The organism is Streptomyces sp. NBC_00316 (assembly GCF_036158715.1).
Classification (GTDB): domain Bacteria; phylum Actinomycetota; class Actinomycetes; order Streptomycetales; family Streptomycetaceae; genus Streptomyces.
In genome coordinates this window covers 5950464-5973259 of sequence record NZ_CP108023.1, presented here as the reverse complement: position 1 = coordinate 5973259, position 22796 = coordinate 5950464, and the positions used below count along the sequence as shown (strand labels likewise).

General features: G+C 71.1%; 20 protein-coding genes and 2 tRNA genes. 5 read left to right on the top strand and 17 right to left on the bottom strand.

The genetic code is table 11. The annotated features are described in order from the left end of the window. Positions 1-131: 131 nt before the first annotated feature. Positions 132-398 carry a 30S ribosomal protein S20 gene (gene rpsT / locus OG878_RS26495; RefSeq protein ID WP_277326134.1) on the top strand — a complete coding sequence of 89 codons (267 nt, stop codon included), beginning with the start codon at positions 132-134 and terminating at the stop codon, positions 396-398. 305 nt (positions 399-703) lie between these two features. Here the strand turns inward: rpsT and holA are convergent, their stop codons facing one another. After that, the gene (gene holA, locus OG878_RS26490) at positions 704-1696 is read right to left on the bottom strand and encodes a DNA polymerase III subunit delta (RefSeq protein WP_328889090.1); all 993 of its coding nucleotides are present in this window, start codon (positions 1694-1696) and stop codon (positions 704-706) included. Positions 1697-1780: 84 nt separating this feature from the next. Between holA and OG878_RS26485 the strand changes: the two genes are divergently transcribed. Continuing rightward, on the top strand, positions 1781-2026 hold the full coding sequence (locus OG878_RS26485) for a hypothetical protein (protein ID WP_328889089.1): 246 nt from the start codon (positions 1781-1783) through the stop codon (positions 2024-2026). A 60-nt stretch (positions 2027-2086) separates the two neighbouring features. On the opposite strand, the gene OG878_RS26480 is transcribed toward OG878_RS26485, so the two are convergent. From OG878_RS26480 to leuS, 6 genes are all read right to left on the bottom strand, one after another. Then, on the bottom strand, positions 2087-2971 hold the full coding sequence (locus OG878_RS26480; protein ID WP_328889088.1) for a YceI family protein: 885 nt from the start codon (positions 2969-2971) through the stop codon (positions 2087-2089). Between the two features lie 598 nt (positions 2972-3569). Next, complete coding sequence (locus tag OG878_RS26475; protein ID WP_443049170.1) at positions 3570-6143, bottom strand: ComEC/Rec2 family competence protein; 2574 nt, start codon at positions 6141-6143, stop codon at positions 3570-3572. Beyond that, on the bottom strand, positions 6140-7108 hold the full coding sequence (locus tag OG878_RS26470) for a ComEA family DNA-binding protein (protein WP_328889087.1): 969 nt from the start codon (positions 7106-7108) through the stop codon (positions 6140-6142). The genes OG878_RS26475 and OG878_RS26470 overlap by 4 nt, the downstream gene beginning before the upstream one ends. A 306-nt stretch (positions 7109-7414) precedes the next feature. After that, positions 7415-8260, bottom strand: coding sequence for a DegV family protein (locus OG878_RS26465; RefSeq protein WP_328889086.1), 846 nt, complete (start codon positions 8258-8260; stop codon positions 7415-7417). A 188-nt stretch (positions 8261-8448) separates the two neighbouring features. Then, positions 8449-9162 carry a hypothetical protein gene (locus OG878_RS26460; protein ID WP_328889085.1) on the bottom strand — a complete coding sequence of 238 codons (714 nt, stop codon included), beginning with the start codon at positions 9160-9162 and terminating at the stop codon, positions 8449-8451. A gap of 151 nt (positions 9163-9313) precedes the next feature. Beyond that, positions 9314-12187, bottom strand: a complete 2874-nt coding sequence (leuS, locus tag OG878_RS26455) for a leucine--tRNA ligase (protein ID WP_328889084.1) — start codon at positions 12185-12187, stop codon at positions 9314-9316. Positions 12188-12618: 431 nt separating this feature from the next. Here leuS and OG878_RS26450 point away from each other — a divergent pair, with 431 nt between their 5' ends. Further along, complete coding sequence (locus tag OG878_RS26450; RefSeq protein ID WP_328889083.1) at positions 12619-13944, top strand: hypothetical protein; 1326 nt, start codon at positions 12619-12621, stop codon at positions 13942-13944. After that, positions 13941-15518: an NADH-ubiquinone oxidoreductase-F iron-sulfur binding region domain-containing protein gene (locus tag OG878_RS26445; protein WP_328889082.1), complete on the top strand. Its 1578-nt coding sequence runs from the start codon at positions 13941-13943 to the stop codon at positions 15516-15518. Before OG878_RS26450 ends, OG878_RS26445 begins: the two co-directional genes overlap by 4 nt. A gap of 73 nt (positions 15519-15591) precedes the next feature. Here OG878_RS26445 and OG878_RS26440 read toward each other — a convergent pair. The 9 genes from OG878_RS26440 to OG878_RS26400 all read right to left on the bottom strand — a co-directional run bounded on the left by OG878_RS26440 (position 15592) and on the right by OG878_RS26400 (position 20480). Continuing rightward, positions 15592-15664, bottom strand: a tRNA-Ala gene (locus tag OG878_RS26440). A 125-nt stretch (positions 15665-15789) separates the two neighbouring features. After that, positions 15790-16023, bottom strand: a complete 234-nt coding sequence (locus OG878_RS26435) for a hypothetical protein (RefSeq protein ID WP_015608461.1) — start codon at positions 16021-16023, stop codon at positions 15790-15792. Between the two features lie 299 nt (positions 16024-16322). Further along, a tRNA-Ala gene (locus OG878_RS26430) sits at positions 16323-16395 on the bottom strand. 139 nt (positions 16396-16534) lie between these two features. After that, on the bottom strand, positions 16535-17188 hold the full coding sequence (locus OG878_RS26425; RefSeq protein ID WP_328891386.1) for a histidine phosphatase family protein: 654 nt from the start codon (positions 17186-17188) through the stop codon (positions 16535-16537). Beyond that, entirely contained in the window at positions 17185-17616 is a 432-nt protein-coding gene (gene rsfS / locus OG878_RS26420; protein WP_277326145.1) for a ribosome silencing factor, read from the bottom strand. The genes OG878_RS26425 and rsfS overlap by 4 nt, the downstream gene beginning before the upstream one ends. Positions 17617-17732: 116 nt before the next feature. Further along, a complete protein-coding gene (locus OG878_RS26415; protein WP_328889081.1) occupies positions 17733-19403 on the bottom strand; it encodes an LCP family protein in 1671 nt (556 codons plus the stop codon). Positions 19404-19422: 19 nt separating this feature from the next. Beyond that, positions 19423-20040 carry a nicotinate-nucleotide adenylyltransferase gene (gene nadD / locus OG878_RS26410; RefSeq protein ID WP_328889080.1) on the bottom strand — a complete coding sequence of 206 codons (618 nt, stop codon included), beginning with the start codon at positions 20038-20040 and terminating at the stop codon, positions 19423-19425. 38 nt (positions 20041-20078) lie between these two features. Continuing rightward, the gene (locus tag OG878_RS26405) at positions 20079-20243 is read right to left on the bottom strand and encodes a hypothetical protein (protein ID WP_030921167.1); all 165 of its coding nucleotides are present in this window, start codon (positions 20241-20243) and stop codon (positions 20079-20081) included. A gap of 84 nt (positions 20244-20327) precedes the next feature. Continuing rightward, complete coding sequence (locus OG878_RS26400) at positions 20328-20480, bottom strand: hypothetical protein (RefSeq protein WP_328889079.1); 153 nt, start codon at positions 20478-20480, stop codon at positions 20328-20330. Between the two features lie 111 nt (positions 20481-20591). On the opposite strand from OG878_RS26400, the gene OG878_RS26395 reads away from it, so the two are divergent. Continuing rightward, complete coding sequence (locus tag OG878_RS26395) at positions 20592-21740, top strand: M48 family metallopeptidase (protein ID WP_328889078.1); 1149 nt, start codon at positions 20592-20594, stop codon at positions 21738-21740. Here the strand turns inward: OG878_RS26395 and OG878_RS26390 are convergent. Further along, positions 21658-22794 (bottom strand): SCO2583 family membrane protein, encoded by a 1137-nt coding sequence (locus OG878_RS26390; protein ID WP_328889077.1) that lies wholly within the window; start codon positions 22792-22794, stop codon positions 21658-21660. The genes OG878_RS26395 and OG878_RS26390 overlap by 83 nt on opposite strands. Positions 22795-22796: the final 2 nt, after the last annotated feature.

Below are 22796 nucleotides of genomic sequence, written 5' to 3'. Positions count from 1 at the left end.
CCACGGCTGCGGGGCAGAGACCGGTTTGGGCCGGTCCGAGCGCGGCTGGTACCGTTGACAGCTGTGCCTCGTGGCTCTTACGGGCGGCGGGGCGCACATCGAAGATCCAACGAACCTGAAAAGGCTCTTTCGTGGCGAACATCAAGTCCCAGATCAAGCGGAACAAGACGAACGAGAAGGCGCGCCTGCGCAACAAGGCCGTCAAGTCCTCGCTCAAGACCGCGATCCGCAAGGCCCGCGAGGCCGTCGTGGCGGGCGACGTCGAGAAGGCCACCGTGGCCGTTCGCGACGCTTCGCGCGCACTCGACAAGGCTGTCTCGAAGGGCGTCATCCACAAGAACGCCGCCGCCAACAAGAAGTCGGCGCTGTCGTCCAAGGTTGCCGCCCTCCAGGGCTGAGCTTTCTGATGTAACTGCCGGAACGGACCAGCGGGCCCTCTCTCCCGCCCCTGCCCGGCCCCCGTGCCGCACACCGAACCTGCGTTCGCCACGCGGGTGCGGCGCACACAGCATGAACCGAGGCCCCGCTCGTCGCTCTCCCCAGAGCTACGAGCGGGGCCTTCGGCATGCCGTGGCCGTTCCAAGGTCCACCCGGCGTGTTCAAGCCCCTCGAGGGGGTCCCCCGCCGCCTCGATGCCAAGGGAGAGACCGAGGACGAAGCAGTGCCCGGCCGCCCCGGGTGCTCGTCCCCGTCCCGCGCCCGGTCACCGCACGCGCCCTGCCCGTGCAGCCCGCGCAACAGCGACGACGGCCTTCTCGAGGGCGTACTCGGGGTCGTCGCCGCCCCCCTTCACCCCCGCATCCGCTTCCGCGACCGCCCGCAGCGCCATCGCGACGCCGTCCGGTGTCCACCCGCGCATCTGCTGCCGCACCCGGTCGATCTTCCACGGCGGCATCCCCAGTTCGCGCGCAAGATCCGCCGGCCGGCCCCCGCGCGCCGAGGACAGCTTGCCGATCGCCCGGACGCCCTGCGCAAGCGCGCTGGTGATCAGCACGGGCGCCACCCCGGTCGACAGCGACCAGCGCAACGCCTCCAGCGCCTCCGCCGCTCGCCCTTCCACCGCCCGGTCGGCGACCGTGAAACTGGACGCCTCCGCACGGCCGGTGTAGTAGCGCCCGACCACCGCCTCGTCGATCGTGCCCTCGACATCCGCGACCAGCTGCGACACCGCACTCGCCAGCTCGCGCAGATCGCTGCCGATGGAATCGACCAGCGCCTGGCACGCCTCGGGGCTCGCGGAGCGCCCCAGTGCCCGGAACTCCGACCGTACGAACGAGAGCCGCTCGGCGGCCTTCGTCGTCTTCGGGCAGGCGACCTCCCGCGCACCCGCCTTGCGCGCCGCGTCCAGCAGCGCCTTGCCCTTGGCCCCGCCCGCATGGAGCAGCACAAGCGTGATCTCCTCGACCGGTGCGTCCAGATACGCCTTGACGTCCTTCACCGTGTCGGCGGAGAGATCCTGCGCATTGCGCACGATCACCACTTTGCGCTCGGCGAAGAGCGACGGGCTCGTCAGCTCGGCAAGCGTGCCCGGCTGGAGCTGGTCGGAGGTGAGGTCGCGGACGTCCGTGTCGGCATCGGACGCACGGGCCGCCGCCACCACCTGCTGCACTGCGCGGTCGAGGAGCAGGTCCTCCTGCCCCACGGCGAGCGTGAGGGGGGCGAGCGGATCGTCGGTGGAATTCCTTCTGGTGGCCATCGCCGTCCAGCATCCCACGGCCCACTGACAGCCCGGTTTCGACGGCTTGCCCCCGCACCTGTCCCCGTATCGGAGAATGGGCAGGTGAGCGACGTGAGACATGTGCTGGTGCTGCCCGACCGCGATACGGCGGAGGAGGTGGCCGGAGAGCTCGCCGACCGTTTCGGGGTCGCCGAGGAACCCCAGCTCGTACGTGACGCACTGGCAGGCGAGGACGACGCCGAGGACGCCCAGTGGCTGGTGGTCGTCGAGGACCCGTCCGGCCGGCTGGACTCCGCGGCGCTCGATGCGTTCGCGGCGGAGTACGAGGGCTGGCTGGAAGTGCCGTAGCGATCGCGGGCCACCCCGCCCGCGCCGGATGCACCGCCTCCGGAGGCGGTGCATCCGGACTCAGCTCTTGGGGACGATCTGAATGTCCATGTCGATCTCGATGCTGGGCCCGACGACGGCGATACCGCGGGCCAGCATCGTCTGCCAGGTGAGGGTGAAGTCCTCGCGGTGCAGTTCGGTGGTGGCCCGGCAGGCGGCCCGGGTCTCGCCCTCGAGCCCGTTGCCGAGGCCGAGGTACTGGGTGTCCAGCGTCACGGTACGACTGACGCCGTGCAGGGTGAGTGCGCCGCTCACACCCCAGCGGCTGCCGCCCCGGTGGATGAAGCGGTCGCTGTAGAACTCCAGCGTCGGGTAGCGCCCGACGTCGAGGAAGTCACCGGAACGCAGATGGTCGTCGCGCATCTGCACGTTCGTGTCGATCGACGCGGCATCGATGATGACGTGCATGGCGGAGTCCTCCATGCGGTCGGCGATCCGTACTGCACCGGCGAACGTGTTGAACCGGCCGTGGATGCGGGCCAGCCCGATGTGACGGGCCGTGAAACCGATCTGGGAGTGGTTCGGCTCGATCTCCCAGTCCCCGGGGGCGGGCAGTTGCGGGGGTGGCGAGACCTGGAGCATCACGTCGCCGAGGCCCGCGTGGCCGCCCTCGTCGACCGTGGCCGCGCCGTGGAACGGAGTGAAGCCGTCCGCCGTGACGGCCAGCCGGTAGTCGCCCGCCGGGACCGTGGCCAGGACGTTGCCGAAGGGGTCCGTCTCACCCCCGACGACCTTTCGGCCCGCGCTGTCCGTGACCACGAACTCGGCCTGCTGCACAGCCACGTTGACCGGGTCGAGCACACGACAGCTCAGCACTCCCGCAGTACGCGGCACCGCGAGCCCGGTGAGCGGGTTGGCGCCTGCCGTGCGGGTCGCGTTCTTGCTTCCGAGCCAACGGCCGAACATCTTCAGTACCCCCGGGGGAGATTCACCTTGGGGCCTGACGGCTGGACGTCGTTGTCGGAGCAGCGGCCCGCCGACGAGCATGCATTCGATCACCCTTGGGGCGTTCGAGGCAAACGGAGGGTCTGGACGTGGCTTGGGTAGAGGTGTTACCGAAGGTCCGAATTGAACGTTCCGCTTGTGTGCATCAGCCGTTCGGGCCTGACTTGTCCGTCTTGCGGACCGTGGGTTCGTGTGGGACCGGCCGACGCTCCTGCCGGCCGCCCGGCGCACCGCCCGACCGCGCACGTCGTGACGCGGACCGGACAGGGGTCGAGGCCGGTCCGGGCCACACCCGCCAGTCGGTCCGGGCCACACCCGCCATGTGGTGCTCATCGACGCGACCGCCGAGGTGGTGGAAGGCGCGGAACTTTCCGTGGAATCGGGCGACGCCTCGCGACGGAACTCAACGGGGCCCGCGCGGCCGCACGCCCTGGGTGTACTCCCGCTTCACCCGGCAGCCGTCGGGGCGTGGCGGGAGGAGAACGAACCGACCCGGCGTGAACTGATGACCGACGGCAGGTGGCTGGTCCGGGACGGATGCGTTCCGGCCGGGCAGTGGTCATGAGCGCGCCACCGCCCGCAGCCCCGGCCCGGCGCCGGTCACCGCGATCGCTCCGTCCCGGTCCGTGCGCAGCACCGCCGCTCCCCCGGATCTGAGCGCCTGGACGGTACGGGCCGCCGGGTGCCCGTACGGGTTGTCCCTGCCCACGCTCACCAGCGCGAGCCGCGGACGGGCGCTGCGCAGCAACGCGGGGTCCTGGTGGGCGGAGCCGTGATGCGCGACCTTGAGGACATCCACCCGTGGCAGCGCCGGGTACTGCCGCAACAACCCCTGCTGGGCCGGTGGTTCGAGGTCCCCCAGGAGCAGCAGGGTCAGTCCGCCGGTCCGTACGAACAGCGTGACGCTTGCATCGTTCGGATCCTGCGGTACGGGCGCGGCGGCCGCACCGCCCGTCGGCCACAGGACCCGCCAGTCGAGCGGACCGATACGGCGCCGCTCTCCACCGACCGCCCGCACCACGGGGACCCGGGCCGCGACGGCCGTTCTGCGTACGAACGCGGCCTGGTCCGGTGGTTCGTCCAGACCCGTCGTCTGGATCGCGCCCACCGCTCTGCCTCGCAACACGCCGGGCAGGCCCCGGACATGATCCGCGTGGAAGTGGGTGAGGAGCAGCAGGGGAACCCGGGTGATGCCCAGGTCGCGCAGGCACCGGTCGGCGAGCCGCGGGTCGGGCCCGGTGTCGATGACCACGCCTTCGCCGTCCCCGGCCGCGAGCACCGTGGCGTCCCCCTGGCCCACGTCGCACATCGCGAACGCCCAGTCCGGCGGCGGCCATCGGGTCAGTATGCGGGTCAGCGGCACCGGTCGCAGCACCGCGAGGATCAGCAGTAGGGCCACGGCCGAACAGATCCAGGGGTGGCGCGCGACGCGGCGGGCGGACAGCGCCACGAGTACCGTGAGAGCGGCAAGCAGCAAGGCTCCCCGCCGGCCGCCGGGCCAGTCGGCCTCCGCGCCGGGCAGGGACCCTCCGGCGCGGGCCACGGAGGCGATCCACCCGGCCGGCCATCCCGCGACGCGGGCGAGCAGCTCGGCCACCGGCATGGCCACCGGCGCCAGGGCCAGCGCGGCGAACCCGAGGACCGTGGCGGGTGCCACCGCGAACTCGGCCAGCAGATTGCACGGGATCGCCACCAGGCTGACCCGGGAGGCGAGCATCACGACCACCGGCGCACACACCGCCTGCGCCGCCGCGGCCGCACCCAGCGCCTCCGCCAGCCGGGGCGGCACCCGGCGCCGCTGCAGCGCGTCGCTCCACCGCGGCGCGACGGTGAGCAGCGCCCCGGTGGCCAGGACGGAGAGCGCGAAGCCATGACTGCGCGACAGCCACGGGTCGTACAGCACCAGCAGCAGAACAGCGGCTGCCAGTGCGGGAATCAGGGACCGCCTGCGCCCCGTGCCGATGGCCAGCAGCGTGATCAGCCCGCAGACCGCGGCGCGCAGCACGCTCGGTTCCGGCCGGCAGACAACAACGAACGCGAGGGTGAGCCCGCCGCCGAGCAGCGCCGTCATCCGCAGCGGGATGCCCAGCCGGGGCGCGAGACCGCGGCGTTCGGCCCGGAGCGCAGTGCCGGGCGGCCCGATGAGCAGCACGAGCAGGATCGCCAGGTTGGCGCCGGATACGGCCATCAGATGCGTCAGGTCGGCCGCTCGGAAGGCATCGTGCAGTTCGGGGGTGACCCGTGAGGTGTCACCGACGACCAGCCCCGGCAGCAGCGCCCGCGCATCGGGGGCCAGCCCCTCGGTCGCCCTGCGCAGCCCGGCGCGCAGACCGCCCGCTGTGCGCTGGAGGAGGGTGGGAGGCCCGGTGACGCGGGGCGGGCCCTTTCCGTCCGGTCGCAGGACGGCGGCGTTGCGCTCTCCGCTGTGCAGGGGTGGCGAGAGGCGTCCGTGCAGGTGCAGCCGGGTGGACGGCAGCAGCTGCTGCCACCGGGCCACTGAACCACCGGGCGACACGATCACCAGTACCGGCGTGTGCAGCCTGGTGACCGTACCGTCGGGCGCCGTCAACCGGGTGATCTCGGCGTCCAGAAGAAGGGCGGCCCGGGTGCTGTGGTCCCCGCGGACCTGGGGCCGGGTCTGCCGCACGTCGGACGTGACGGTCACCTCCGCCTCGACCTTCGAGAAGCGCTGCGCAAGGCCATGGACCGGCTGCTGGCGTACGTACGCGGTGTGCAGCCCGGCGGCCGTCGCCCCGGCGGCCGCACAGAGCAGTGTGGCGGCTGCAGCGGTGGTGTGGAGCCGCCGCCGCTTCCGTGAGGCGCTCTCCCGGGCGTCCCGGGCGTCCCCGTAGCCGGACCCGTTCTCGTCGTCGGCCGGCCGAGCGGGCCCGCTCCGGGCCGCCGATGACCGTGCCAGGCCCAGGAGCACCAGGCCGGCGACGAGACAGAACGCCGCCCCCACGGCCGTCCCACGGCCCTGCGCTCCCACAGCGAGGGCCGCGGCGGCCCAGGTCGCCAGGGCCGGCGGAACGAGCCGCAGATCGACCGGGCCCTCCTGTTGCGGGTCACAGACGCCCGGCCTCCGGCCCGGCATCGCATGGACGTCCCGTCGCACGTCCTCCGGGCGGCTCATGGCTGCACCAGCGGCTGGAGATCGGCGAACCGGCGGTCGCCGATCCCATTGACCTCACGGAGTTCGCCGACGGACCGGAAGCCGCCGTGCTGCGTGCGGTAGTCGACGATGTGCTGGGCGAGAACCGGGCCGACACCGGGCAACGTGTCCAGCTGTTCCACCGTCGCGCTGTTGAGGCTGACCGGTCCGGCCGCGGAGCCACCGGTGGACGCGCCGCCCGTGGCGGCTCCTCCCGGGCCGCCGGGGACGGGTGACCCGGGCAGCGCGCCGACCACGACCTGTTCCCCGTCCATCAGCACCCGCGCCCGGTTGAGCCCCGTGAGATCCACGCCGGGCCGCACTCCGCCGGCCGCCCGCAGCGCGTCGGCGACCCGCGCACCCGTGGGCAGGGGGTAGATGCCGGGCCGCCGCACCTTGCCGCTCACATCGACGACGATCTGCCCACCCGGCCCGCCGATGGGCGGCGGACCGGGCGACGGCTCGGGTGTGCGGGCCCGGCCCGTGCCCGGATCCATGGCCGGGTCCGCGGCCGATTCCGGTGCCGGAAGGTGCACGCCCTCGCTGACCGGATCGGGAGCACGGACGGACTGCGGGCGCGCGGACCAGAAGTGGACAGCGGCGAACACCGCGGCAGCCACCAGAAGGACGGCCAGAGCAGCGAGAGTTCTCGGTTCGAGACCGCATCTGAGCTGCAACCACATCGGCAGCCGCTCCCGCACTGCCGGAACCAGCCGCTCCCACCACCCTGGCGCGACCGGAGATGGCGCCACCGGAACCGATGCCGCCGGAACGGCCCCCGCGGGAACGGTCGCCGCCGCATCCGTGGCCGCCCTCCGCACGCTCTCCTCGGCCGGATCGACAGGCTCCGGCGCGGCGGCTGCCGGGGGCACGGCCGGCACCGTGACCGGGGGTGGTGCCGGGCCCACCACCGGCCGGGCGACGCGTTCCCCGTAGGCACCCGCCATGAGCGCGTCCGCGCGTCGCCGCGAAGCCGCCGCGACAACGGCGGCGCGCCCACGCAACGCCCGTCGCCGCCCGGGTCCGGACCCGGGCCGCGGGCCGGTTCCGGGTCCACGCCGGGCGCGCACGCCCGAGGCCGCAGCGCGGCCGGGTCCACTTACGCTGGTCGCACGACGCTCACGAGGTGCACGATCTGATCGGGGAGCCATGCCTCACGACGCTAGGCACATCGCCCCGGATCCGCTGAGCGGCCCCAATTCCGGTGGACAACCAGCCAGTTGTGGACAACTCCCTCACTCCCACGAGTGAGATCAGCGAGGCGAAACCACCGCTCCGAGCAGACCGGGACCGGTGTGCGCGCCGATCACCGCCCCCACCTCGCTGACATGCAGATTCACAAGCCCCGGAACGCGCTCGCGCAGCCGCTCCGCCAGCCGCTCGGCCCGCTCGGGCGCCGCCAGGTGATGCACGGCGATGTCCACCCGGCCGTTGCCCGCCCGCTCGGCGACGATCTCCTCCAGCCGCGCGATCGCCTTCGAGGCCGTCCGCACCTTTTCCAGCAGCTCGATCCGGCCACCGTCCAGCTGCAGCAGCGGCTTCACCGCGAGTGCCGATCCCAGCAGGGCCTGGGCCGCACCGATGCGTCCGCCGCGGCGCAGGTAGTCCAGTGTGTCGACGTAGAAGTACGTGGCGGTGCCCGCGGCCCGCTTCTCCGCGGCCACGACCGCCTCTTCCAGACTGCCGCCCGTCTCCGCGGTCTCGGCCGCCGCCAGGGCGCAGAACCCCAGGGCCATGGCGACCATCCCGGTGTCCACCACCCGTACCGGTACCGGGGCGTCCTTCGCGGCGAGCAGCGCCGCGTCGAAGGTGCCCGAGAATTCGGCCGAGAGGTGAAGCGAGACGATGGCAGCCGCGCCCGCTTCGGCCACCGCCCGGTACGTGCCGGCGAAGACCTCGGGGCTGGGCCGGGACGTCGTCACGGGACGGCGCTTCTGGAGCGCCAGCGCGAGGGAGCGGGCCGAGATCTCGGTGCCCTCCTCCAGCGCCTGATCACCGAGGACGACGGTCAGCGGCACTGCGGTGATGCCATGCCGCTCCATCGCCTGGGGCGGCAGGTAGGCCGTGGAATCGGTGACGATCGCGACATGGCGGGACATGAGCGGGAGGTTACCTGCCTGGGCGTCGGCTCGGCAGTCCGACCCCGACCGAATGATCAGTTCCGATCGCTTCAAGCCGCATCCTGCCACCACCGATCACATCGGTTCGAGCCTGGCTCCGCTTCGGCAGCCGCCCGACGGAGGCCCGGCGCAGAAGCCGAGCGCTCCGCTCGCTCCACCCCGCCCGCTCAGTTGGTCGTCTCGGGCCGGACGGTCTTCTGCCACGGGTAGCCGGTCTGTGTCCGTGGGTCCCGCGCCGTGAGCGCGTCCGGCCCCTCCGCGCCGGCGCCCGAACCCGCAGGCCCCGCACCCCCGGTACCGGCACCGGCACCGGCACCGGCAGCACCCGGAGGCTCCTCCACCGTCCAGTGCCGCAGCGCCCCCGCCTCCACATCGATCTGCACGTTCAGCGCCGCCAGGTCGTCGTCGGCGAACCGCTGGGCCCGGTCGCGCGCGGCCCATCGCAGCGAGTCCGCCGAGCGCGTGATCCGCTCCGTGCGCTGCTTCAGGCCCGGCAGCAGCGAGGCAACCGTCGCCCGGTCGGGCTCGCGCTCCAGCCTCTTCAGCTCCTCGTCGAGCTCCTGCCCGTGCACGCTCAGTCGCTGGAACAGCCCCAGCGACTCCGACAGCGAGGCGTCCTGGGCCGCACCCGTCTGCAGCGCCTCCTGCGTGGCCCGCATGGACGTGCGCAGCGCGAGCCGCAGCTGCGCCAGCTCCCCGGCCACGCCTGCCTGGCCGAAGCTCTTCGCCCGCAGCGCGGTCTCCTCGACCGTGCGCCGCGCCTGCGTGATCGTGCGGTCCACGCCGCGCTTCGCCGCACCGACGACCTTGACGGTCACGTACACGCCCAGGGCCATGAACGCGAGAAAGAGCAGCCCCAGGATCAGGATCACGGCTTCCATGACGCCCCTTGGTGTCGATTCGGCTGCCGAATACCGGCCCCTCCACGGTAAACGGAACGGGCAGGCAGAGGGTTCCTTCGAAACCCCCAACCTGCCCGTAAGGGAAACCCCTCACACCGCCCTGCGGCGATCAGTGGTCAGCCACTGATCATCAGGCGGGGACGATGTTGACCAGCTTCGGTGCGCGCACGATCACCTTGCGGATCCCGGCTCCGTCCAGCGCCGCGACCACTGCCGGGTCGGCCAGGGCCAGCGCCTCCAGCTCCTCGTCCGTGATCGACGGGGAGATCTCCAGCCGCGCCTTGACCTTGCCCTTGACCTGAACCACGCAGGTCACGGTCTCGTCCACGACGTACGCCGGGTCGGCGACGGGGAAGTCCTGGTGCACGACCGAATCGGTGTGGCCCAGCCGGCGCCACAGCTCCTCGGCGATGTGCGGCGCCAGCGGCGCCACCAGCAGCACCAGCCGCTCGGCGACGGACCGCGACAGCGGGCCGCCCACCTTGGTCAGGTGGTTGTTCAGTTCGGTGACCTTGGCGATGGCGGTGTTGAAGCGCATCCCGGCCATGTCCTGGCCGACGCCGTCGATGGCCTTGTGCAGCGCGCGCAGCGTGTCCTCGCCGGGCTCGGTGTCCACGACGGTGACCTCACCGGTCTCCTCGTCGACGATGTTGCGCCACAGCCGCTGCAGCAGCCGGTACTGGCCGACGACGGCGCGGGTGTCCCACGGCCGCGACACGTCCAGGGGACCCATCGCCATCTCGTACAGACGCAGCGTGTCCGCCCCGTACTCGGTGCAGATCTCGTCGGGCGTGACGGCGTTCTTCAGGGACTTGCCCATCTTGCCCAGGACGCGGCTGACCTTCTCGCCCCCGTGGTAGAACCCGCCGTCGCGCTCCTCGACCTCGGCAGCCGGAACCGCGATGCCGCGGCTGTCCCGGTAGACGAACGCCTGGATCATGCCCTGGTTGTACAGCTTGTGGAACGGCTCGGCCGAGGAGATGTACCCCAGGTCGTGCAGGACCTTGGACCAGAACCGCGCGTACAGCAGGTGCAGTACGGCGTGCTCGGCGCCTCCCACGTACAGGTCGACACCACCGGTCGGCAGGCCCTCCCGCGGGCCCATCCAGTACTGCTCGATCGCCGGGTCGACCAGCTGCCGGTCGTTGTTCGGGTCCAGGTAGCGCAGCTCGTACCAGCAGGAACCTGCCCAGTTGGGCATGGTGTTGGTCTCGCGGCGGTACTTCTTCGGGCCGTTGCCGTCGCCCAGGTCCAGCGTGACGTCGACCCAGTCGGCGTTCCGCGACAGCGGAGTCTCGGGCTGGGTGTCGGCGTCGTCCGGGTCGAAGGTGCGCGGCGAATAGTCGTCGACCTCCGGCAGCTCCAGCGGCAGCATCGACTCGGGCAGCGAGTGGGCGATGCCCTCCTCGTCGTACACGATCGGGAAGGGCTCGCCCCAGTAGCGCTGACGGCTGAACAGCCAGTCGCGCAGCCGGAAGTTGACGGTGCCCTCGCCCAGGCCCTTCGCCTGCAGCCATGCGGTGATCTTCGCCTTGGCGTCGACGACTCCCAGGCCGTCCAGCGAGATCTCGTCGCTCGCGGAGTTGACCAGCTTTGCTTCGTACGAGGCGAACGCGTCGTCCCAGGTGGAGGGGTCCGTGCCACGGTCGTCCGACGGCTCGACAACACAGCGCATCGGCAGCTCGAAGGCGCGCGCGAAGGCGAAGTCACGTGCGTCGTGCGCCGGGACGGCCATGATCGCGCCGGTGCCGTAGCCCATCAGGACGTAGTCGGCGATGAAGACGGGCACCTTTTCGCCGCTGACCGGGTTGGTGGCGTACGCGCCGGTGAAGACTCCGGTCTTGTCCTTCGCCTCGGCCTGGCGCTCCACGTCGGACTTGGCGGCGGCCTGCTTGCGGTACGCGGTGACGGCCTCGGCCGGGGTCGCGTGTCCGCCGGTCCACACCGGGTGGGTGCCCTCGGGCCAGGCGGCCGGAATGATCCGCTCCACCAGGTCGTGCTCGGGCGCCAGCACCATGTAGGTGGCGCCGAACAGGGTGTCCTGGCGGGTGGTGAAGACGGTGATGTCTCCGGCGCCGTCGACCGGGAAGTCGACACGTGCACCTTCGGAGCGCCCGATCCAGTTGCGCTGCTGCAGCTTGATCGCCTCGGGCCAGTCCAGCCCGTCCAGGTCGTTCAGCAGCCGGTCGGCGTAGGCGGTGATGCGCATGTTCCACTGGCGCAGCTTGGCCTTGAAGACGGGGAAGTTGCCGCGCTCGGAACGGCCGTCGGCCGTCACCTCTTCGTTGGCCAGTACGGTGCCCAGCCCCGGCGACCAGTTGACGGGCGCGTCGGAGGCGTACGCCAGGCGGTACTGGCTCAGGACGTCGGCGCGCTCGACGGCGCTCAGTGCGCTCCAGTCGCGGCCGTCCGGAGTCGTACGCTCACCGTTCTCGAACTGCGCGACCAGGTCGGCGATCGGCCGGGCACGGTCCGCCTCGGTGTCGTACCAGGAGTTGAAGATCTGCAGGAAGATCCACTGGGTCCATTTGTAGTAGTCCGCCTCGATCGTCGCGAACGAGCGGCGCTTGTCGTGGCCCAGGCCCAGCCGGCGCAGCTGGGACTTCATGTTCTCCATGTTGGCCTCGGTGGAGGCGCGCGGGTGCGTACCCGTCTGTACCGCGTACTGCTCCGCCGGCAGGCCGAAGGCGTCGAAGCCCAGGGTGTGCAGCACGTTGTGCCCGGTCATGCGCTGGTGACGCGCGAAGACATCGGTGGCGATGTATCCCAGCGGGTGACCGACGTGCAGACCCGCACCCGAGGGGTACGGGAACATGTCCATGATGAACTTCTTCGGCTTGGCGGCCAGTTCCGGATCGCCGGCCAGATCGCCGGCCGGGTTCGGCGCCTCGTAGGTGCCGTGGGCGTCCCAGAAGTCCTGCCAGCGTGCCTCGATGTCGGCGGCCATGGCCGCCGTATAGCGGTGCGGCGCAGCCGCCTCGGCTGCGGAATTCGTCTCGCTCATGATCCTCAAAGCTCCATCGATCGTCATCTGCCAGCGCTTACGGAAACGAAAAAGCCCCTCGCACAGGAGGGGACGCCGCGCCGATGCCGACCAGGCATTCACACCGGTCGGGACTGATCAGCGCGGCTCGCTAAGCAGAAGGCGTACGGCACGCATGGCGTCAGGGTACCGCACGGGCCGGGAACCCGGCCGGGCGCAGCCGCTCCATGGACAACGGCGGGCGGCCCGGCACCGTGGAGGGGGGCGGCGCAGTGCCGGGGAGGCCACGGCCGCACCGTCGGCGGGGGCGGTGACGGAACGTCCGGGAAGCGGGGGTTACTCCGCGTACCGCCCTCTATCGGGGCAACCGTTCAAACCTCGTACTGGCCGGTATGGAGCGACTTAGCATGCGGCAACGGGACCGCTTTGCCGAACCATTCGGAGTCGCCCCCATGAACCCTCATCGCAAGATCCGCTCATCCCCCACCTTGAGCGCCGGACCGAACCGCTCGGTACAGGGCGGGCTCACCGTCGCCGTGCTGGTTCTCATCCCTCTGCTCGCCGTCGCAGGGAGCGACAGCTTGCGCACTGCACTCGATTTCACGACCGGTGTCCTGTCACTGGTCTCGCTCACCGCCGCGGTGGCCTGGGGCCTGATCGCCACCGACCGGCTGTTCCTGACCTCACGGCAGCGGCTGCTCGGCCAGGGCATCCACCGGGCCGCCGCAGCCGCCTCGCTCGGTTTCCTGCTCCTGCATGTCACCGTGAAGGTCGCGCTCGGGCATGTGGCGCTGCTCGGTGCCCTCATACCCTTCGGCCTCGGCGTGCGCGGCACGTCCGGGCTGATCGGCTTCGGTTCGCTGGCCGGGCTGCTGATGGTGGTCGCCGCTGCGACCGGAGCGCTGCGCAGCGCCTTCGCCACCCCGGGCCGGGTCGCGGGCCGCTGGCGTGCCCTGCACGCACTGTCCTATCCGGCCTGGTGCGCGGCGCTGATCCACGGTCTGTACGCGGGCCGCCCGCCGGCCGTCTGGGTCGTCGTGATGTACAGCCTCTGTCTGGTCGCGGTGGCAGCCGCCCTGTGCCTGCGGCTGCTGCCGCCGCCGACGCGGCGCCGCATCACCCTTCTGATCACCACTCTGATCAAGCCGGACGCCCTCCCCTACGAACCGGATCCGGTGCTCCGCGAGGCCCCGCTGCCCGGCGCCGAGGGTGTGCTCCCGCTGGGGCGGGAGGACGGGCCCGGATACCGCGGGCCCTCCCGCGACGCACTCGGCAGGGACCTGCGCGGAACTCCGCTGCCGTCGTCCTTCGAGCGCCCGCCCACCCCCTTGGCCGCACCCGCCCCTCAGTTGTACGGGACTGCGTACGAGGCTCCGCCGCGCAGCTCCGACCGCCTGGACATGGACCTCGGCATCGGTCGCGCCTCCGGGCCCGTCGGAGGCAGCGAACCCGGCCGCGCGGGCCCCGGCCCCGGAATATCCGCCGCCTACCGCGCCCTCTCACGGGCCGCCGAGAACGCGGTCCCGGTTCCCGGGCCGGGCCCACAGCAGCCGTCCGGCCGCTGGCCCGCCCCGTCACCCGCGCCACCGGCCCGGGCGCAGACCCAGGCGTTCCGCCCTCCGTACGAGCCCGCCCAGGAGCACCCGTACGACCCGTACGCGGCAGAGACGCCGCCCGGGCCGCTGCCCGCCGTCGACGACACCGCACCGCCGCCGGGACCGCTCTATCCACCTCCTGCCGGAGAACCCTGGCAGGCGCCCGCAGGAGACCGACCGTGAACCTCCCACTCCCCGACGTGCCCGAAGTCCGCGTCGTCGGCCTCCCTCAGCTGACCACCGGCTTCGACCTGGTGGAGCGGCTCGACCTCGCCATGCATCTGAAGGTGCACGGACCGCTCGAACCGATGACCGGAGAGCGGCTGGCCGAGCTGGCCGAGTCCATCTCGCTGCGCGGCCGCGGCGGCGCGGGCTTCCCCTTCGGGAAAAAGCTGCGTGCGGTCGCCAAGGCGTCCATCCGGCGCGGGGTGCGTCCCGTCGTCGTGATCAACGGCAGCGAGGGCGAGCCGGCCTGCCGCAAGGACACCGTCCTGCTCAACCGCGCACCGCACCTCATCCTGGACGGCGCGCTGCTGGCAGCCGAGGCGCTCGGCGCCCGCACGCTGATCGTCGCCGTCACCCGTAACTCCACGGAGATCTCCATACGCGCCGCCCTCGCCGAGCGGGGCCTGTCCGACCGGCGCGGACAGCAGCTCCGCGCCCGGGTGGTGCGGACCCCCGAGCGGATGGTCTCCGGCGAGGCCTCGGCGGTCATCAGGGCCGCGGGCGGCGGCCCCGCCCTACCGCCGGGCCGTCGCGAGCGGGCGGCGGAATCGGGCGTCGGCGGCGCCCCCACTCTGCTGTCGAACGCGGAGACGTACGCGCAGCTCGCCGTCGCCGCCAGGATCGGCGCCCGCCGCTACGGGCACACCGGCCTGCCGGACGAGCCCGGCACGGTGCTGCTCACCCTCTCGGGCGCCGTCGCACGCCCGATGGTCATCGAGGTGCCCACCGGCGTGCCTCTGCGGTACGTGCTCCAGCTGGCCGGTGCGCCGCCGCTGCCCCAGGGCGTGCTGACCGGCGGTTACCACGGCAACTGGATCGATGCGATGGCCACGCACGACGCCGTCGTCTCCCGGGCGTCCCTGGCGGCGGCGGGCGGCGCACTGGGAGCGGGCGCGATCCTGCCGATCGGGCCCGAGACCTGCCCGCTCGGCGAATCGCTGCGGATCGCGAACTGGCTGGCCGCCGAGACCGCCGGCCAGTGCGGGCCGTGCAAACTGGGCCTGCCGGCCGCGGCCGGCGGACTCTCCGACGTGCTCAACGGCGGCGGCCCCGCGGCGCTGGAGGCGCTGCGCGAGGTGACGCAGGCGGTGAAGGGCCGGGGCGCCTGCAAGCACCCGGACGGCTCCGCACGATTCCTGACCTCGACCCTGTCCGCGTTCACGGACGACCTGGCCGCCCATGTCCTGGACGGCGGCTGCGGCCGGGAGACGGTCGGCGTCCTGCCCCTGCCCGTGCCCGGCTACCAGGACCTGGAGGAGTCCATTCCGAGCGGCGAGAAGCTGGCGGTGGACTGGACGCTCTGCAAGGGCCACGGGCTCTGCGCGGACATCGTCCCCGAGCTGATCAGGCTGGGCCCCGACGGGTATCCCGCGCTCGCGGACGCCGCGGTTCCGGTGCATCTGCGAGGGCGCGCCCAGCGCGCTGTGCGCCGGTGCCCCGCGCTGGCGCTCCGCATCGAGCAGCCGGCGGCGGAACGCCCCGCCCTACCGCCGGGCACGGGCCGGAAGGCGCTTGGCAGCGGCCGCAGTTGAACTGCGGGAACACACCCCACAAACGGCAAGCGGGCCATCCCATCCGGATGGCCCGCTTGCCGTTGCTTCACTGTGGAGCTAAGGAGAATTGAACTCCTGACCTCCTGCATGCCATGCAGGCGCTCTACCAACTGAGCTATAGCCCCTTGCTGTTTTCCGCCCGGTCTCCCTGGCGACATCGAGAACATTACACGGTCACCCCGGCCCACCACCAAATCGATTCCCCCAAGCGCCCGCATAGACCGATTTGGGCGTTTTTCCTGATAGAGGCTCAGGCCGTGGCGAAGGAGTAGAAACGTTTGAGGGTGCAGTGCTCCTCCAGGAGCCGCCCATAGATCGGCTCCCCTTCCAGCTCGCGGTACGTCTCGATCGGGTCGCCTTTTATGATCAGCGCCCGCGCGCACTCCTCGCACCAGTACTGGTACTCGGGGTTGATCGGGTCCATGTCCCTGACGATGGGCGTACCGCTGCCGCACCAGTCGCACTTCCGCCTGTGTGCACCCATGAGTCAGCCGACGCCGCCTTCGGGGAACTCGGAGGCCTCGGGGGCTTCAGGAACCGCGGGAACTTCGGGAACGAGGGGCAGGTCCGGGACCTCGTGGCGGCTCGCAGGCATCGCGCGCTCCCTCCCGTTCGGTCCGTCTCCCCCTCCGGCGATCCCGATTCTGCCATGGCCCCGCAAGGGGGTCAGCCCCGTGGAAAATCGGCCTCCGGGATACGGATGCGTGAGGCGCACAACACGCGGCGCAAGGGCGAGGGGCAACGCAAAGATCCCGCCCCCTGATGGGGACGGGATCTTGATTGTGGAGCTAAGGAGAATTGAACTCCTGACCTCCTGCATGCCATGCAGGCGCTCTACCAACTGAGCTATAGCCCCGCTGTTCGCTCTGTTTCCCTGCGTTTCCGCGCCGCGAACAAGAAGAACTCTAGCCTGTGACCAGCCGGAAAGTGAAATCCGGCCGGCGCCGCCCGGAGGCGGCTTCCGGGCACAGCCCCGGCGTGCCCCGTGCAGGGCGCTACGTGTCGTCCCCGAGCACGGGCTCGGGCAGCGTGCCGGCGTTGTGCTCCAGCAGGCGCCAGCCGCGCGCGCCCTCGCCCAGCACCGACCAGCAGCAGTTGGAGAGCCCGCCCAGCCCTTCCCAGTGGTGCGCCTCCAGGCCGAGCAGCCGCCCGATGGTGGTGCGGATGGTGCCGCCGTGGCTGACCACGACGAGCGTGCCGCCGTCGGGCAGCTTGTCTGCGTGATCGAGCACGACGGGGGCCGCCCGGTCGGCTACCTCGGTCTCCAGCTCGCCGCCCCCGCGCCGCACGGGCTCACCGCGCTTCCACGCGGCGTACTGCTCGCCGTACCGCTCGACGATCTCCTCGTGGGTGAGGCCCTGCCAGGCACCCGCGTAGGTCTCGCGCAGTGCCGCGTCATGGGCGATCTCCAGCCCGGTGATCGCGGCGAGCTCGGCGGCCGTGGCCGCTGCCCGGCGCAGGTCGGAGGCGACGATCGCGTCCGGCTTCAGCGAGGCGAGCAGCCGGGCGGCCCGGTGGGCCTGCCCGACGCCGGTCTCGGTGAGGTCGATGTCCGTGGAGCCCTGGAATCGGCGCTCCAGGTTCCACGCCGTCTGGCCGTGTCGCCAGAGGACGATCCTGCGGCCCCTGCCGCTGCTGCTGCCGTTCAGCTCTGGTCACCTTCCGTGCTGCCGGTGAGCTGGGCGTGCTCCTCGGCCTTGCCGCGGGTCTTGACGGCGTCCTCGGGGAGCGCGATCTCGGGGCAGTCCTTCCACAGGCGCTCGAGCGCGTAGAAGACACGCTCCTCGCTGTGCTGGACGTGGATCACGATGTCGACGTAGTCGAGGAGGATCCAGCGGGCGTCGCGGTCGCCCTCCCGGCGCACCGGCTTGGCGCCGAGCTCCTTCTGCAGCCGCTCCTCGATCTCGTCGACGATCGACTTGACCTGGCGGTCGTTGGGGGCCGAGGCCAGCAGGAAGGCGTCCGTGATGGACAGCACGTCGCTGACGTCGTACGCAATGATGTCGTGCGCGAGCCGGTCGGCGGCCGCCTGAGCGGCGGCGTTGATGAGCTCGATGGAGCGGTCCGTGGCGGTCACAAGCAGGCTTTCGTCGGCGGTCAGATCAACCTCTAGGGTCTCACGGACCGCCGACAGCCCACGCAGCGATCTTCCGGGGGTCCCGCCCGAAGATCGCTCCGGGCGCGGAACCCCGACTATTTGATCTTGTAGTCCTGGCCGAGGACGACGGACACATCGGCATTCGCCGCGGGCTTGCCCTGCTTCACCGCGGTGGCCGGCAGGCCCAGGGTCTTGGCGACCTGGGTCGCCTTCTCCTTGTCGGCCGCGGCCTTGTAGACGACCTCGGACGACACCTCTGTACCGGTGTTCCCGCCGGAGACGAAGGCGTAGCCGCCGTTGACCAGCTTGATCCGGGCGGACTCCGTACCGTCGTCGTTCCCGGTGCCGTTCTTGACGGCGACCCGCACGGCCGCGTCCTTGTCCGGAGCCTTCACCGTGCCGCCCAGGATGTCCTTGACGACGCTCTCGGTGGCCGCGTCGGTGAGGGTGCCGTCGGGCTGCACCGGCAGCAGTGCCGTCTTGTAGTCGCCGATCTTGGCGTGTTCGGCGAGCTTCGCCAGGGACGCGCCGAGGTCCCTCTCGGGCAGCGACGGGTCGAGGATCTGCGCCAGGGTCTGCACGGTGATCGTGGCGGCCTTCGGATCGTCCGAAATCTTCCGCAGCACTCCGCGCATGACCTGCCCGAACCGCATGAGCTGCTTCGTCTCGGCCTCACCGGGACCCCGGTAGGTGGCGTACGCAACGGCCATCTGGCCGCTCAGGGTCTGCGCCTGCCCCTTCTTCACCAGCGGCGACGCGCCCTTCTTGGTGTCGGGTACATCGGTGTCCGTGTCGACCTCGATGCCGCCGACCAGCTCGACAAGGTTCTCCAGATACGGCGTGTCGAGCCGCCACGTACCGCTGATCCTGGTGCCGAGCAGGGTGTCGATCGACTCGCGGGTGCCGTCGGAACCGTCGTCGTCGACGGACTTGCCGAGGGTGGTCGTGTTGCCTTCGTCGTCGGCGACGGCGAGCGAGTTGGGGAGCAGAACCGTGGTGCCCTGCTTGGTCGTGACGTTGTCGACGAGCAGCGCCGTCGAGGTGCCGCCCTTCTTGGTGTTGTGCAGATGGACCACGATGACGTCGCGCTGCTGCGGCCCCGTCGTCGCGGCGGTCTGCTTCTCCGAGCCGCCGAGGCCCGGGATCTTCCCCGCGGACCAGAGGTAGCCGACACCGCCGACCACGACCAGGGCCGCCACGACGATCAGCGCGACCATCCGGTTGCGGCCGCGGCGCCGGGCCTCCTCGCGCCGCTCGCTGCGGCTCTCGGTGAACTTCAGCCAGTCGATGACGTCTTCGGAGTCCTCGTCGGGCTCCTCGATGAAGGAGAACTGCCCGGTGCCGTAGTCACGGTCCGCACGGCGCTGCTCGGGAACGACCGGCTCCGGCTCCCGCTGGGGCGGGGTGGGAGCCGGTGCGGCGGCCGGCGCGGGGGCCTGCTGCGGGATGTTCCACTGCGCGGTCGTGTCGACCGCGGCCGGCTGCTGACCGGTGTCGTAGCCGTATCCGTCGTAGCCGTAGGCCTGCGGCTGGGGCTGGGGCTGTTGGGCGGTGTACGGGTCGTGCTGCTGGGCCTGCTGATGCTGGGCGTACGGGTCGTACCCGTAGCCCTGCTGCTGCGCATACGGGTCGTACTGCCCCTGGGGCTGCTGGTGTTGCTGCTCCTGCTGCCCGGGCTGCTGATACACCGGCTGCCCGTACTCGTCGTAGCCGACGATCTGCGGCTGCTGGTAGTACGGGTCGTGCGGGTTCTGTCGGTCGTTCACCGGTGCCCCTTTCCGTGGCTCATTCGCCGCGGTACAGCTGGCGCTTGTCGATGTAGCGGACCACGCCGTCCGGCACCAAGTACCAGACCGGATCCCCCTGCGCGACTCTCGCACGACAGTCCGTGGACGAGATCGCGAGCGCCGGGACCTCCACGAGGGAGACACCGCCCTCCGGCAGCCCGTCGTCCGTGAGCACATGTCCCGGTCGTGTCACACCGATGAAGTGGGAGAGCGCGAACAGCTCCTCGGCGTCCCGCCAGGTGAGAATCTGCGAGAGCGCGTCGGCGCCGGTGATGAAGAAGAGATCCGCGTCGCCGTGGACGGTACGCAGGTCCCGCAGCGTATCGATCGTGTACGTCGGTCCGCCGCGGTCGATGTCACTGCGGCTCACCGAGAACTGCGGGTTGGACGCCGTCGCGATGACCGTCATCAGATAGCGGTCCTCGGCCGGGGACACCTGCTTGTGGCTCTTCTGCCACGGCTGCCCGGTCGGAACGAAGATCACCTCGTCGAGGTGGAACTGGGCGGCCACTTCGCTGGCCGCCACCAGGTGTCCATGATGAATCGGGTCAAACGTCCCGCCCATCACGCCGAGTCGGCGTTTGCCGCGGCCGGTAGGCACTTCCTGCTCTCCCATGCGTGCAGAGCCTACTGGCACAGCTGTACGCCTCCGCCTCAGCGGTCGCGGTTGAAGCGGGTGGTGATCCACAGCAGGAGCAGCAGCGTGACGAACGCACCACCCCCGGTGAGGTAGGGGCTGAGGCTTTCGTGGTTACCACCGTGCTCGCCGCCCTCGGAGGCGAGAGTGACCAGCTGGTGCGCGGTGCTCGTGAGGCTCATCTTCGGCAGGACCTATCGATCGGAAGTCGGAAGGAAGACGTCGCGGACATCGTATGCGGGGGCCCCGGGCACGCTCACGCCGACTCAGTCGTTGTTGTCGTCGTTGCGGTATCCGCGCAACAGGAACCAGGCGAGCAGCGCCGCGCCGACGAGCGAGGCGAGCAGCACGATCCGAAGGGTGTTGCCCGGGCCCTGGTCCTCGGACGCGGCGGCAAGCAGAGCAACGGTGTGCGGCATGTTGGGCGTCTCCTCAGTTGTCCACAGCCCCCCGCACACCGTAGCCCCAGCACCTACGCTGGGTTCTGTCAGGGGGCGAGCGATGACTCGTACGAACAGGGGGCCCAATTCATGACCGACAACAGCCGATCGAGTCACGAGCACGTGCCGAGCAGGCAGCGCAGGCGCTTCGCGGGCATCTCGTCCCGGGCGTACGAACACCCGGCGGACCGGTCGGCCCTGGTGGCCCTGCGCAAGCTGAGCGGTTTCGACACGGTGTTCAAGGCGCTCAGCGGCCTGCTGCCCGAGCGCAGTCTGCGGTTGCTCTTCCTCTCCGACTCCGTACGGGTGAGCGACGCCCAGTTCGCCCATCTCAACGACATGCTGCGCGACGCCTGTTACATCCTGGACCTGGAGCAGGTCCCTCCCATGTATGTGAACCAGGACCCCCAGCCGAATGCCATGTGCATCGGTCTCGACGAGCCGATCATCGTGGTGACGACCGGCCTGGTGGAGCTGCTCGACGAGGAGGAGATGCGCGCAGTCGTCGGTCACGAGGTGGGGCACGCCCTTTCCGGTCATGCCGTCTACCGCACGATTCTGCTCTTCCTCACCAACCTCGCACTCAAGGTCGCATGGATCCCGCTCGGCAATGTGGCGATCATGACGATCGTGATGGCGCTGCGCGAGTGGTTCCGCAAGTCGGAGCTGTCCGCGGACCGGGCGGGGCTGTTGGTCGGCCAGGATCTGCAGGCCTCCATGCGCGGTCTGATGAAGATCGCCGGCGGCAATCATCTGCACGAGATGAACGTGGACGCCTTCCTCGCCCAGGCGGACGAATACGAAAAGGCCGGTGACCTGCGCGATTCCGTGCTCAAGATCCTCAATGTGCTGCCCCGCTCCCACCCGTTCACCACGGTGCGCGCGGCCGAGCTGAAGAAGTGGTCCGAGAGCCGCGACTACCAGCGGATCATGGACGGTCACTACCCGCGGCGCGACGAGGACAAGGACACCTCGGTGACGGACTCGTTCCGGGAGTCCGCTGCGCACTACGCCGATGCGGTGCGCACCAGCAAGGATCCGTTGATGAAGCTCGTGGGCGACATAGCGGGCGGCGCGGGAGACCTGGGCGGCAGGCTCCGCGACAAGTTCACCGGCGGTGGCCAGGGCAGCGGTGCGGCAGGCAAGGACGGCGGCGCTACGGATGGCTCCGGAGGGACCCGGCGCTCGGGGACGGAGGACCCGGGGAGCTCTCAGGGGCCCGGGACTGCCGGGAGCTGACGTCCAGCGTCCCGCAGAGCGCCGCCGTGGGCCGGCCCGTGGCGTACGGGTCGGTGCCCGCCGGCCCGCGGGAGACCGCGCGCTCGCCGGCGAGCAGCGGGCGCAGGGCGCCGCTCGTGTCGGGCGAGCAGGCCTGCGGTCCCGCCTGGACGTAGCTGGTCCGCAGCTCCAGCCGGTGCAGCCGCAGGTCTTCCCGGTCGAAGCGGAAGTGCAGCTCGCGCCGTACGGTGAAGAGTGAGATGCCGCCCGCCGGTTGGGGGCCGGAGACGGCCGGGCGCAGGGCGTACGTGAAGGTGTGGTCCGACACCACTTCCAGGGTGTCCGACCCCGCCTCCGAGTAGGTCAAGGTGCCCTGGACCCGGATGTCCGGGTCGGCCAGCGCCACCTTCGCCGGGTCGAACCGGACCAGCCAGCCCGCTGCGGCGTGCTGCCCGTCGTCGGCCGATCGGGTCATGCTCCGCTCGAACTGGCCCGTCTGGTCCGGGTCGAGCAGCAGCTCCACCGGCCGCACCGCGCCGCCGGTGAGGACATCGGGGTCGAGGGAGGACGCCACCAGGTAGTCCTTGACCGTGATCAGGGCGGTGGTCACCTGGCTGTCCGAGAAGTTGTCGGTCCGCCTGGTCATCGGGAGGTTGATGCCCGCGGCGCCTGTCCGGAAGTGCGCGGCAGGTCCGGTGGCATAGAGGTCGGCGGCCGTGCCGCCGGGCACGGTGCCGCGGGGCGCCAGGGGGACGACGGCGGACCGGAGCGGCTCGACGCGTCGGGCGACGGGTGCCTGGTACGGGTTGCGGAAGCCCATGTAGACCGCTGCGGCGAAGGCGAGGGCTATCAGGACGACCAGCGCGATGACAGCCCGTGATCCGGTACGGAAGTGGTGGGCCGGGAGGCTGCGTACGGCACGGGCGTGCTCGCCCATGCGCTCCTGGGCGGAGAATTCCTGCAGCCGGGCAGCACGGATGAACGACTCGTCGAAGACGACGGACCGGTATTCGTCCTCACCGCCGCCGGCTGCGTTCTCGGGTACGCCTTCTGGAGGCTCTCCACGGCCTGTCATGA

Bases quoted from the DNA above. Each gene is read 5' to 3' on its own strand.
- holA (WP_328889090.1), bottom strand. From the start codon at position 1,696: ATGGCCACCAGAAGGAATTCCACCGACGATCCGCTCGCCCCCCTCACG.
- OG878_RS26480 (WP_328889088.1), bottom strand. From the start codon at position 2,971: ATGTTCGGCCGTTGGCTCGGAAGCAAGAACGCGACCCGCACGGCAGGC.
- OG878_RS26475 (WP_443049170.1), bottom strand. From the start codon at position 6,143: ATGAGCCGCCCGGAGGACGTGCGACGGGACGTCCATGCGATGCCGGGC.
- OG878_RS26470 (WP_328889087.1), bottom strand. From the start codon at position 7,108: ATGGCGGGTGCCTACGGGGAACGCGTCGCCCGGCCGGTGGTGGGCCCG.
- OG878_RS26465 (WP_328889086.1), bottom strand. From the start codon at position 8,260: ATGTCCCGCCATGTCGCGATCGTCACCGATTCCACGGCCTACCTGCCG.
- OG878_RS26460 (WP_328889085.1), bottom strand. From the start codon at position 9,162: ATGGAAGCCGTGATCCTGATCCTGGGGCTGCTCTTTCTCGCGTTCATG.
- leuS (WP_328889084.1), bottom strand. From the start codon at position 12,187: ATGAGCGAGACGAATTCCGCAGCCGAGGCGGCTGCGCCGCACCGCTAT.
- OG878_RS26450 (WP_328889083.1), top strand. From the start codon at position 12,619: ATGAACCCTCATCGCAAGATCCGCTCATCCCCCACCTTGAGCGCCGGA.
- OG878_RS26435 (WP_015608461.1), bottom strand. From the start codon at position 16,023: ATGGGTGCACACAGGCGGAAGTGCGACTGGTGCGGCAGCGGTACGCCC.
- nadD (WP_328889080.1), bottom strand. From the start codon at position 20,040: ATGGGAGAGCAGGAAGTGCCTACCGGCCGCGGCAAACGCCGACTCGGC.
- OG878_RS26405 (WP_030921167.1), bottom strand. From the start codon at position 20,243: ATGAGCCTCACGAGCACCGCGCACCAGCTGGTCACTCTCGCCTCCGAG.
- OG878_RS26400 (WP_328889079.1), bottom strand. From the start codon at position 20,480: ATGCCGCACACCGTTGCTCTGCTTGCCGCCGCGTCCGAGGACCAGGGC.
- OG878_RS26395 (WP_328889078.1), top strand. From the start codon at position 20,592: ATGACCGACAACAGCCGATCGAGTCACGAGCACGTGCCGAGCAGGCAG.
- OG878_RS26390 (WP_328889077.1), bottom strand. From the start codon at position 22,794: ATGACAGGCCGTGGAGAGCCTCCAGAAGGCGTACCCGAGAACGCAGCC.